Source organism: Pseudoalteromonas sp. SG45-3, assembly GCF_014164075.1.
GTDB classification, from domain to species: Bacteria; Pseudomonadota; Gammaproteobacteria; order Enterobacterales; family Alteromonadaceae; genus Pseudoalteromonas; species Pseudoalteromonas distincta.
The window spans coordinates 186,339-197,464 of record NZ_JACJEN010000002.1 but is presented as its reverse complement, the minus strand read 5'-3'; the positions used below and the strand labels follow the sequence as shown (position 1 = coordinate 197,464).

Annotated in this window: 11 protein-coding genes; 2 read left to right on the top strand and 9 right to left on the bottom strand. The window is 40.1% G+C overall.

Annotated elements, in window-relative coordinates; all coding sequences use genetic code 11:
• Positions 1–82: 82 nt before the first annotated feature.
• On the bottom strand, positions 83–1,267 hold the full coding sequence (locus H5126_RS03315) for an NAD(P)/FAD-dependent oxidoreductase (protein WP_182720047.1): 1,185 nt from the start codon (positions 1,265–1,267) through the stop codon (positions 83–85).
• Between the two features lie 328 nt (positions 1,268–1,595).
• On the opposite strand from H5126_RS03315, the gene H5126_RS03310 reads away from it, so the two are divergent.
• Positions 1,596–3,722 (top strand): S8 family peptidase, encoded by a 2,127-nt coding sequence (locus H5126_RS03310; RefSeq protein WP_154903589.1) that lies wholly within the window; start codon positions 1,596–1,598, stop codon positions 3,720–3,722.
• A 105-nt stretch (positions 3,723–3,827) separates the two neighbouring features.
• Here the strand turns inward: H5126_RS03310 and H5126_RS03305 are convergent, their stop codons facing one another.
• From H5126_RS03305 to rplU, 7 genes are all read right to left on the bottom strand, one after another.
• Positions 3,828–4,301, bottom strand: a complete 474-nt coding sequence (locus H5126_RS03305; RefSeq protein ID WP_024594812.1) for a peroxiredoxin — start codon at positions 4,299–4,301, stop codon at positions 3,828–3,830.
• Between the two features lie 132 nt (positions 4,302–4,433).
• Positions 4,434–5,318 (bottom strand): UTP--glucose-1-phosphate uridylyltransferase GalU, encoded by an 885-nt coding sequence (galU, locus tag H5126_RS03300; protein ID WP_165744542.1) that lies wholly within the window; start codon positions 5,316–5,318, stop codon positions 4,434–4,436.
• Positions 5,319–5,766: 448 nt separating this feature from the next.
• The gene (locus tag H5126_RS03295; protein WP_024594810.1) at positions 5,767–6,144 is read right to left on the bottom strand and encodes a DUF3718 domain-containing protein; all 378 of its coding nucleotides are present in this window, start codon (positions 6,142–6,144) and stop codon (positions 5,767–5,769) included.
• Positions 6,145–6,222: 78 nt separating this feature from the next.
• The gene (gene folA, locus H5126_RS03290) at positions 6,223–6,714 is read right to left on the bottom strand and encodes a type 3 dihydrofolate reductase (protein ID WP_002957745.1); all 492 of its coding nucleotides are present in this window, start codon (positions 6,712–6,714) and stop codon (positions 6,223–6,225) included.
• A gap of 73 nt (positions 6,715–6,787) precedes the next feature.
• Positions 6,788–7,945, bottom strand: a complete 1,158-nt coding sequence (gene cgtA, locus H5126_RS03285; RefSeq protein ID WP_002957746.1) for an Obg family GTPase CgtA — start codon at positions 7,943–7,945, stop codon at positions 6,788–6,790.
• Between the two features lie 138 nt (positions 7,946–8,083).
• Positions 8,084–8,341 carry a 50S ribosomal protein L27 gene (rpmA, locus tag H5126_RS03280; RefSeq protein ID WP_002957747.1) on the bottom strand — a complete coding sequence of 86 codons (258 nt, stop codon included), beginning with the start codon at positions 8,339–8,341 and terminating at the stop codon, positions 8,084–8,086.
• Positions 8,342–8,357: 16 nt separating this feature from the next.
• Positions 8,358–8,669 (bottom strand): 50S ribosomal protein L21, encoded by a 312-nt coding sequence (gene rplU / locus H5126_RS03275; RefSeq protein WP_002957748.1) that lies wholly within the window; start codon positions 8,667–8,669, stop codon positions 8,358–8,360.
• Between the two features lie 422 nt (positions 8,670–9,091).
• On the opposite strand from rplU, the gene ispB reads away from it, so the two are divergent.
• On the top strand, positions 9,092–10,063 hold the full coding sequence (gene ispB, locus H5126_RS03270) for an octaprenyl diphosphate synthase (protein ID WP_024596483.1): 972 nt from the start codon (positions 9,092–9,094) through the stop codon (positions 10,061–10,063).
• Positions 10,064–10,147: 84 nt separating this feature from the next.
• On the opposite strand, the gene mdh is transcribed toward ispB, so the two are convergent.
• Complete coding sequence (gene mdh / locus H5126_RS03265) at positions 10,148–11,080, bottom strand: malate dehydrogenase (protein ID WP_002957751.1); 933 nt, start codon at positions 11,078–11,080, stop codon at positions 10,148–10,150.
• Positions 11,081–11,126: the final 46 nt, after the last annotated feature.

The window sequence follows — 11,126 nt, the reverse complement described above, 5'->3', positions numbered from 1 at the left end:
TACGGGCAAACTTTATTGTCTGAAAAAACTCTTACGGACAAACTTTAGTGCTTACGGGCAAACTTTATTGTCTCTACACAACTTAAGCGTGCTGCCCACAAGCAAATCCACAGCTCCACGCATATTGGAAGTTGTAGCCTCCAAGCCACCCTGTTACGTCAGTTACTTCGCCTATAAAGTATAGGCCTTTAGCTTTTTTAGCTTCAAAGGTTTTTGAGCTCAACTCGTCGGTATCTACACCGCCCAATGTTACTTCTGCTGTTCTATAACCTTCTGTGCCATTGGGTTTAATTTGCCACGCATGAATATAATTTACTAACTCATTTATTTGAGCATGGGTAAGCTGATTAATATTACAATCTGGTATCGCTTTGCTTTCGTGCAGTATTTCTATAAAGCGTTTAGGTAAAATAGTTGCAAGACTATTTTTTAAGGACTTTTGGGCTTGCGTTTCTCGCCAATCAGCAAGTTGCTGCCTTAAATCAATTTCAGGTAATAAGTTTATAGTTACAGCCTGCCCTGCTCGCCAAAATGAGCTTATTTGCAATATTGCTGGGCCCGATAACCCTCGGTGAGTAAAGAGGATGTTTTCTTTAAATACGGTGCCGTCTTCGCTTGAAACTTCACAAGGGATACTAATTCCCGAGAGCCCTTCAAAACGCTCTTTATCATGCTGATGCAAAGTAAACGGCACAAGTGCAGCCATAGTTGGTAACACGCTTAAGCCAAACTGCTCTGCAATTTTATAACCTATTGGTGTAGCCCCTAGTTTTGGCATAGTTAAGCCACCTGATGCTATAACTAACGACTCACAGCTTAAGGTTTCTTGCTCTGTGGTAACGCTATAGCCGGTTTCGGTTTTTGATACGCTGATCACTTCACTGCGTAGTTTTATATTTACCCCGGCCCACTCACATTCGGTCAGTAAAATATCAACAATGTCTTGTGCATTGTTATCGCAAAAAAGCTGACCTAGTGTTTTATGGTGATACGCCAAGCCATGTCTGTCTACCAGCTCAATAAAGTCATGCTGTGCATAGCGACTTAAACATGATTTAACAAAATGAGCATTTGCGCATAAGTAGTTATCAGGGGTTGCGTTTTCATTTGTAAAATTACAACGCCCACCACCACTTATTAAAATTTTACGACCTGGTTTTTTCCCCATATCAAGTACTGTAACGCTTCGGCCACGGTATCCAGCTTGCGCTGCACACATTAATCCTGCAGCTCCCGCACCTATTACAATTACATCTACTTGACTCATTATTTTACCCTACTAAAAAATTTTTCCGATTATAGCAAAGTTTGATAGCTAACAACGTAGCATTTAAATTATTAGCAATAACACAACAAAAACGCATCAGTAATAAGTCGGGAATAATTACCCGCACAATAAACCAACCCTTTATACTTATTTTTAATTTATATGACAAATACTAAACAACGAGTAAACCGCTAAAAACCTGAGTTATAACTAAATGAAAGAGGTACATAATAAATTGATATTTTAACCTAGTTAACAGATCGTTTACTTTTGTTCCCGCATCGTGATCCTACATCACGAAATAATAAATAAAAATCTAGGGATAATTATGACAACAAGTAAAACTTTTAAAAGATGCGCAATTGCAATTACAGTTAGTACGCTTTTTGCTGCAACATCTGGCATGGCTCAATCAGTTTCAAGTTCAATGGCTGAAACATCGGCTAAACTACAAAGCCAAGGCGGTTTCGAAACTCAGTTCATTATTAAATATAAAAATAATAACGAAATGGCGAGCCTCTCAACTGCAGACGCAAGCCCAGCTAGCATGAAAAAGCGCGCACAAAGCTTTGTTAAAAACTTCGCTTCTAAAAAAGGCAAAGTAAAAGCAAAATACGTTCGTGCAATGGCACTTAATAATCATCACGTAATGCGTGCTGATAAAAAATTAAGTGCGGCTGAGGCCCAAGAGTTTATGCAAGAAATGGTTGATTCTGGCAATGTTGAATACATTGAAGTGGATCAAATGCTAAAGCCGTTTTCAACTCCTAACGATCCACGTTTTGATGACCAATGGCACTACTACGAGCAAGCCGGTGGTTTAAACTTACCGACCGCATGGGATACCGCAACGGGTAGCGGTGTAGTTGTAGCTGTACTAGATACGGGCTACCGCCCTCATGCTGATTTAAACGCTAATATTTTACCGGGTTACGATATGATCTCTAACCTTTCGGTAGCTAATGACGGTGGTGGTCGCGATAGCGATGCACGTGATCCTGGTGATGCAGTTGCTGCGAATGAATGTGGTACTAACGGTGCACAAAACTCTAGCTGGCATGGCACGCACGTAGCAGGCACAGTTGCTGCGGTAACCAATAACGGTGAAGGTGTTGCAGGCGTAGCTTATAACGCAAAAGTAGTGCCTGTTCGTGTACTAGGTAAGTGTGGTGGTTTAACCTCTGATATTGCAGACGGTATTATTTGGGCATCTGGTGGAAGTGTTTCAGGTATTCCTGCTAACTCAAACCCTGCTGATGTAATTAATATGAGTTTAGGTGGGAGCGGTTCATGTAGCTCTACAACTCAAAATGCAATTAACACAGCACGTAGTAACGGCACTGTGGTAGTTATTGCTGCAGGTAACGATAACGATAACTCAGCAAACTACAACCCAGGTAACTGTAACGGTGTAGTAAACGTAGCCTCAGTGGGCCGTAATGGCGGCAGAGCTTATTACTCAAACTACGGTAGCAATATTGATGTTGCAGCACCAGGTGGCGCACAAAGCTTTGCAAACGACTCTGAAGGCGTTCTATCAACTTACAATTCAGGTTCGTCTACACCTTCAAGCGACAGCTATGGCTTTTCACAAGGTACATCAATGGCTGCGCCCCACGTAGCAGGTGTTGCGGCACTTATTAAGCAAGCAAAGCCAGATGCAACGCCTGACGAAATAGAAAGTATTTTAAAATCAACTACCCGTTCGTTCCCTGCAACATGTACTAGCTGTGGTACGGGTATTGTTGATGCTGCCGCAGCTGTTGCAGCAGCAAGTGGCGGCACTACTCCACCTACCGGTGGCGATAGCGAGCTTATTAATGGTGAAGCTAAAACAGGTTTAAGTGGGGCTGCAAATGCACAAGCATTTTACACGATGACAGTACCAAGCGGTGCAACTAACGTAACATTCACTATGAGTGGTGGTACTGGCGATGCTGATTTATACGTACGTGCAGGCAGTAAACCTACAACTACTACCTATGATTGTCGTCCATATAAAGGCGGTAATAGCGAAGAGTGTTCTATTGATAACCCTACTGCGGGAACTTACCACGTAATGCTTAACGGCTACTCTGCGTATTCAGCTGTTAGCTTAGTAGGTAATATTACTGGTGGTTCATCATCGGGTGGCGGTTCAGGTACTCCACAAGCAGGTGGCGGCACTATAAGCGATGTGTCAGCCAATACTGGGCAGTGGAAACATTACACGTTAGATGTACCAGCTGGAATGACTACGTTTACAGTAACAACATCGGGTGGCAGTGGCGATGCTGATTTATTTGTAAAATACGGTAGCCAACCAACAGCAAGCTCATACGATTGCCGCCCTTATAAAAATGGCAATGCAGAAACATGTACATTTACTAATCCACAAGCAGGTACTTGGCACTTAAGCGTTAACGCTTATAGCACTTTCTCTGGTTTAACGCTTAGCGGGCAATACCAACCGTAATTTAAAGTTTGGGCCTTTAATAAAAAAACCGATGTTGTTGCCAACATCGGTTTTTCAATAATAACTAGCAGATTAGTTAAAGCTAAAATCTACACTTTATTACTGTTATAGCTTCTCTAGTACTGATTCTGCGCGGCTTACAACAAACTCTTTGTCTTGTTCTACAAATAAACCTGTTACTAGCGCATTTTCAATAATCATAGCGTAACGCGTTGAACGTATACCACCAAAACTAGCAGTATCTTTATCAAGCCCTAAAGATTTAGTGAAACTTCCATCGCCATCCCCAAGCATTGTAATTTCTTGCGCGTTTTGTGAGTCACCCCATGCTTTCATAACAAATGCATCATTAACAGATACACAGTAAATAGCATCAACACCTTTTGCTTTAATTTTATCAGCAAGGGTAATAAATTCAGGTAAATGGGCATTTGAACACGTTGGTGTAAACGCACCAGGTACTGCAAATAACACGACTTTTTTACCTTCAAACAATTCTTTATTTGTAAGAGATTGCATACCGTCGTCAGTTAATTGCGTTAACGTCACTGCTGGTAATTCTTGGCCTTGCTCAATCATGGTAATTCCTTGAAAAGATTAATACAGAATAAGTAACAATCGTACTACGTAGCCTACACTACTAGGTATAAAAAGTACGGCTAACTTAGTAGCTCAAAATAGCCTACCATAGAACGAAGAATACGCTCTGTATTAAGGTAAATTCAAATCATTTATAAAACTTGAAAAATCATTACCTAGCTTTTCATCTCGCAGACTGTACTCAACAATTGCTTTTAAGTAGCCTAACTTGTCTCCACAATCGTGAGAGCGACCACTCATATGAAATGCTTCAACGGTTTCTTGTGCCATTAATGCGTCAATAGAATCTGTAAGTTGTATTTCACCGCCAGCACCTACAGACGTTTTTGCAAGTAGAGGCCAAATGTTCTTACTCAGTACATATCGCCCTACAACAGCTAGATTAGAAGGCGCTAAATCTGCATCAGGTTTTTCAACCATTGCTTTAATTGCAGCACTTTTACCGGGCATTAGATCAACCCCATTAATATCCGCAATACCATATTTACTAACGTCTTCTTTAGCTACCGGTTCAAGCATTATTTGGCTTGCTTGAGTTTCTTTAAAGCGTTTAATCATGGCCGCTAAGTTTTCAGTTTCTTGATCCGCAGTATAGGCATCAAGTATCACATCAGGCAGGAGCACAACAAAGTTGTTATCACCAACTATTGGTTTAGCGCATAAAATAGCATGCCCTAGCCCTTTAGCTTCACCTTGGCGTACACTCATAATAGTTACATCATTTGGACAAATAGAGCGAATTTCATCTAATAAAGCTCGTTTAACACGCTTCTCAAGAGTCGCTTCTAGTTCATAACTTGTATCAAAGTGGTTTTCGATTGCATTTTTAGAGCTATGCGTAACTAACACAATATCTTTAATACCAGCGGACACACATTCGCTGACAATATATTGAATTAGAGGCTTATCGACTATTGGGAGCATTTCTTTTGGGATAGCTTTTGTCATAGGGAGCATTCTCGTCCCTAAGCCAGCTACTGGAATTACAGCTTTCATATCTGTCCTTAGTGATTAAGTTTGTAAATAATATCAATTCGCTTAATTAAGTGATCTATTTTTAGGATGGAAAAACGTGTTGATAGCTAGGCAAAAAATTCGCTACTTAGTTGTTCTAAATGAGAATTTTTTAACACAGGGGCGACACGTTTAGCCCCGCAAAATAATTAAGTATTATTGCGTATTGGTACAAACTAGCAGATACAAAATAGATACCAGCTGAATAAAGTTACCTCTTTTGAAGAAGTAAATTTGAAGCTGTTTATTAAACAGAGACTCTACATTTTTGGTTATTTAAAATGAGCAGGTAAGTTATGAAGTTTATTAATGATTTTGTTGTGGGGTGAGATTACATTAGCTAAACGAAAAAAGCCTGGGTTTGCTATAAATAACAAACCCAGACCAATAAATTTCTAACTAAAGGTCGCGTTACAAAACCTTTTTATAATTAAAGACCTGCACGCTCTTTAATTACTGCAATAAGCGGTGAGCTGGCAAAATTCCCTTCAGCCCAAGCAATATCAGCACCATCTGTTAACGCACTTTTTGATAAGTTTTTAACTATATACTCACCAGTATCTACTGCATTACTAGCAACAGCATGACGTAATAAGTTATTACCATTACATTGTACTGCATCATAAATATTACGAATTTTTACACGAGAGCTTTTAAGCTTGCTGCGTAATCGGTTTTTATCGTCTGCCGCAATATATTCACAAATAGATACTGCTAATTGATCTTCAGCATTTACAGGTGCTGTATACGAAAACGAACTAACAGCTACAACGGCAGTAAGTGCAACTAGCTTTGGTAATTTAAACATGACAAACCCTTTATAATACTTTGTTCTTATATAGACTATCGAATATTATATCAATCTATCAAAATTTACGCAATAATGTTAACGTTCTTTATATAAAGTTACGAATTTATAACTAGATAAATTCTTGTCATCCGGATGGTTTTCTTGCTCTTCTTTCACGTACCAATTAGCAACTTTATTGTAATCTGGAAACTGTGTATCGCCTTTAACATCTAAATCAATAAAAGTTAGATACAGGCGTTCTGCTTTTGGTAAAAATTGCTCATAGATATTACCACCACCAATAATCATTACTTCTTCAGCAGTAGTAACGAGTTCTAATGCGGCATCTGGCGTAGTTACTACTTCAATACCCTGTGCAGTATATTCGCTGTTTCGAGTAATAATAATATTACGGCGCCCAGGTAATGGACGGCCTATAGACTCAAAAGTTTTACGACCCATGATCACAGGCTTACCCGTAGTGACCTTTTTAAAATGCTGAAGATCTGCAGGTAAATGCCATGGCATTTTATTATCTAGACCAATTACACGGTTATTTGCCATTGCTGCAATCATTGAAATTATCATAATAAACACCTAGTACTTTATTCTTAAACAAAGAAAAAGGAGCATAAGCTCCTTTTTAGTAAATTCTATTTAATTAACGCTCGTAGACAACTTCTACGTCGTAATCATCTTCATCCCAGTCATCCCAATCATCATCATTGCCCTTACCTTTAGTGGCTTTTTCATGATAGGTATCCCACTTAAATTCAACTTCTTCATCTTCCACTTGTACAAACTTCTCTTTAGGCATGCTATCAAGTAGTGTCATTATGTTGTGGATTAATGGTTGAGTGTTAAGTTTATTAATTGCTGAAATGTGATAGATATTTTCAGTTTCGCCCAGCTCTTCTGCAATCGATTCGCATAACGCTTTTGCTTCATCCTCTGGTAATAAATCTATTTTATTAAATACTAACCAGCGTGGCTTCTCAGCTAATTTAGGGCTGTATTGGTGCAGTTCGTTAATAATCGAAAACGCATTATCAACAGGGTTTGAACCATCTACCGGCATTACATCAATAATGTGTAATAACACACGACAACGCTCTAAATGTTTCAAAAAGCGAATACCTAGGCCTGCGCCATCAGATGCACCTTCAATTAGACCCGGAATATCGGCTATAACAAATGATTTATTTGCTTCAGGACGTACTACACCTAAATTAGGAATAAGCGTCGTGAATGGGTAATCAGCTACTTTTGGTCTTGCTGCAGATACACTGCGGATAAACGTAGATTTACCGGCATTTGGTAATCCAAGTAAACCAACATCAGCTAATAATAGTAACTCTAATTTTAAGTTACGTACTTCACCTGGTGTGCCTAATGTTTTTTGACGAGGTGCTCGGTTAGTACTTGATTTAAAACGCGCATTCCCCAAGCCGTGGAAACCACCTTTTGCAACCAAAATTCGTTGACCATGTTGCGTTAAATCGCCAAGTCCCTCTTGGGTATCAACATCCATGATGCGCGTGCCTACAGGCACCATAACAAACAAGTCATCAGCTTTTCGGCCTGTACAGTTACGGCTACGACCGTTAGTACCACGTTCAGCTCTATGGAAGCGCTCAAACTGATAATCAATTAAGGTATTTAAGTTTTCATCAGCTTGTAGATAAACACTACCACCGTCTCCACCGTCACCGCCGTCTGGTCCACCATCTGGAACATATTTTTCACGACGGAAAGACACGATGCCGCTGCCACCGTCTCCAGCTTCTGCGCGAATTTCTACTTCATCTACAAACTTCATGATTACTCACTTTAGGGATTGGCTTGTTTAATAACTCTATTATATACCCAAGCCAGCACAAATGCAGGCTTGGGTATATATTGGCTGACTACAAAACAAAAAACCCCGCAAAGGCGGGGTTTTTAACTACCTTACTGATTACTCAGTTACGATAGTTACGTATTTACGGTTTAAAGGACCTTTTTGTTCAAACTGAACTTTACCATCTGCTTTTGCGAAGATAGTGTGGTCTTTACCGATACCTACGTTAGTACCAGGGTGGAAACGAGTTCCACGCTGACGAACAATGATGCTACCCGCTAGAACTGATTCGCCACCAAAACGCTTAACACCAAGGCGTTTGCTTTCTGAATCGCGACCGTTACGAGTACTACCAGCTGCTTTTTTATGTGCCATTTCTAAGTACCTCTAATTAAGCGCTAATGCTAGTGATTTTAACTTCAGTGAACCATTGACGATGGCCCATTTGCTTACGAGAATGCTTACGGCGTCTAAATTTAACAACCTTAATCTTCTCACCGCGACCATGTGAAACAACCTCAGCTGTTATCTTGCCACCGTTTACGAACGGTACACCGATCTCGATTTTCTCACCATCAGCAACTAAAAGTACTGAATCAAATTCTACTGCCGCACCAGTTTCAACGTCTAATTTTTCAAGACGAATCGTTTGACCTTCAGTCACACGATGCTGTTTACCACCACTTTGGAAAACCGCGTACATAATTAACTCCGTCTGTGCACCCTCAAATCGGCGCAACTAAAATATTCTTCGATAGGGCGCGAAGTTTACGCTAACGCGAAATAACTAGCAAGCCTATTTTGTAATTAAAATGAATAAAAAGTAGCTGCTTTGAGAGCAATTCAATATTTACCCCATTTTATATTAATTGGCCCTTTTGCCAAGCGCTTTTTAACTCTTAGCCGAAATAAATTAATGTACTCAAATATGACCCTCACAGCTCAATATCTAAGCACACCATAAACTCTATATTGATTATCAATTAATCAGTTATCTTGGCTAATTCAGTCTAAATTAAGTACTTTAATAGTGTTTTTTCAATCAATCGTCACAAAATATCGAGCTAGTGCATTTTTTGTTGTACAATCTGCGCCGTTCACACATAAAAATTGGCTCGGAGATCAATGGATATAAAAGCTATCCAGGCGTTAATCGAAAGCGATATGAATGACGTCAATCAACTTATACATGCGCAAATGCGCTCAGATGTGGCGTTAGTTAATCAGCTTGGTTTATATATAGTTAGCAGTGGCGGCAAACGCGTTCGTCCAATGCTGGCTATTTTAGCAGCCAAAGCGCTCGGTTATCAGGGTAAAGATCACATAACACTTGCAACAATTGTTGAGTTTATCCATACAGCAACGCTATTGCATGATGATGTTGTAGATGAATCAAACTTACGACGTGGCACGCCTACAGCAAATGCTGAATTTGGTAATGCTGCTAGCGTATTGGTTGGTGACTTTATTTACACTCGCTCATTTCAGCTTATGGTTGGCCTTGGAAAAATGCAGATTATGCAAGTACTTGCCGATGCAACAAACATTATTGCTGAAGGTGAAGTATTGCAGCTGATGAACTGCAATGACCCAGATACGACTGAAGCCAGCTATATGCAGGTTATTTACTCTAAAACGGCTAAATTATTTGAAGCAGCTACAGGCCTTGCTGCCATTATCACAGAGCAAGACCAAGCGACACTTGATGCACTAAACCTATACGGTATGCATTTAGGTACTGCGTTTCAACTAGTAGATGACGTACTCGATTACAATGCAGATGCTGAGCAGCTAGGTAAAAACATTGGCGATGATTTAGCTGAAGGCAAACCAACCCTTCCGCTTATTTATGCTATGCAACATGGTAGCGAGCAGCAAACACAGCTCATTCGTGATGCAATAGAGCACAGTAATGGTATGGAGCATTTAGAAGAAATTTTAACTGCACTAAAACAAACTAATGCGCTTGAGTTTACAATGCAAAAAGCAGAGCTTGAGGCCGAAAAAGCCATTGCCTGTTTAGACTTTTTAGCTGAGTCTGACTATAAGCAAGCACTTATAAGCCTTGCCCGTATTGCGGTTGACCGCGACCACTAGTTTTAACTAGTTACACAGTGTGACATTAATTCTGAGCAATAAAAAAGCCTGCAAATGCAGGCTTTTTGTTGCTTAAACCGGCTATTACGCCATGAAATCAACACCTTCTTTGATGTCTTTTTTCAGAGTTTCAAGCATGTCATTTTTTGCTTTTGTTTCAAATGCGCTTAGTTCGCCGTAAGAAAGAATTTCTTCTACACCGTTTTTACCTAAACGTACTGGATGTGCAAAGTACTCTGCATCGCCATTTTCAACAGCAACGTAAGCGTAATCTACAACTTCTTCACCTTGTAGGCCTTTAACTAAAGACATACAAAAACGAGCTGCAGCAGCACCCATAGATAGCGTAGCTGAACCACCGCCTGCTTTAGCATTTACAACTTCAGTACCCGCATTTTGGATACGTGGAGTAAGTGCAGCAACTTCTTCATCAGTGAAAGAAACACCTTCAACTTGAGAAAGTAGAGGCAGAATAGTTGTGCCTGAGTGACCACCAATTACTGGTACTTTTACAGTTGCTACGTCTACGCCTTTAAGTTCAGCAACAAATGCTTCTGAACGAATAACGTCAAGCGTAGTAATACCGAATACGCGTTTAGCGTCGTAAGTACCTGCTTTTTTGAATACTTCAGCAACAATTGGAACTGTGCCGTTTACTGGGTTAGTAATAATACCTACTAACGCTTTAGGACAGCTGGCAACAATGCCTTCTGCTAAAGTTTTGATGATGCCAGCATTTACATTGAATAAATCAGCACGATCCATACCTGGTTTACGCGGCATACCCGCTGGGATAAGAACGATGTCAGAGCCTTCAAGCGCTTTATTTAAATCGTCTGCGCCAAAGCCTGCAACTTTAACATCTGTTGGGATGTGAGAAAGGTCAACCGCAACACCTGGTACTACTGGTGCAACATCATAAAGTGATAATTCAGAGCCAGCTGGTAAGCCTGTTTTTAATAATAAAGACAACGCTTGGCCGATACCGCCTGCAGCACCTAATACAGCAACTTTCATTGGAATTCTCCGTAATTTGAGGTAGGAAACATTTGTGGCTCTTAAG

Coding starts and splice junctions, on each gene's coding strand:
- H5126_RS03315 (WP_182720047.1), bottom strand. CDS start 1,267: ATGAGTCAAGTAGATGTAATTGTAATAGGTGCGGGAGCTGCAGGATTA.
- H5126_RS03310 (WP_154903589.1), top strand. CDS start 1,596: ATGACAACAAGTAAAACTTTTAAAAGATGCGCAATTGCAATTACAGTT.
- H5126_RS03305 (WP_024594812.1), bottom strand. CDS start 4,301: ATGATTGAGCAAGGCCAAGAATTACCAGCAGTGACGTTAACGCAATTA.
- galU (WP_165744542.1), bottom strand. CDS start 5,318: ATGAAAGCTGTAATTCCAGTAGCTGGCTTAGGGACGAGAATGCTCCCT.
- H5126_RS03295 (WP_024594810.1), bottom strand. CDS start 6,144: ATGTTTAAATTACCAAAGCTAGTTGCACTTACTGCCGTTGTAGCTGTT.
- folA (WP_002957745.1), bottom strand. CDS start 6,714: ATGATAATTTCAATGATTGCAGCAATGGCAAATAACCGTGTAATTGGT.
- cgtA (WP_002957746.1), bottom strand. CDS start 7,945: ATGAAGTTTGTAGATGAAGTAGAAATTCGCGCAGAAGCTGGAGACGGT.
- rpmA (WP_002957747.1), bottom strand. CDS start 8,341: ATGGCACATAAAAAAGCAGCTGGTAGTACTCGTAACGGTCGCGATTCA.
- rplU (WP_002957748.1), bottom strand. CDS start 8,669: ATGTACGCGGTTTTCCAAAGTGGTGGTAAACAGCATCGTGTGACTGAA.
- ispB (WP_024596483.1), top strand. CDS start 9,092: ATGGATATAAAAGCTATCCAGGCGTTAATCGAAAGCGATATGAATGAC.
- mdh (WP_002957751.1), bottom strand. CDS start 11,080: ATGAAAGTTGCTGTATTAGGTGCTGCAGGCGGTATCGGCCAAGCGTTG.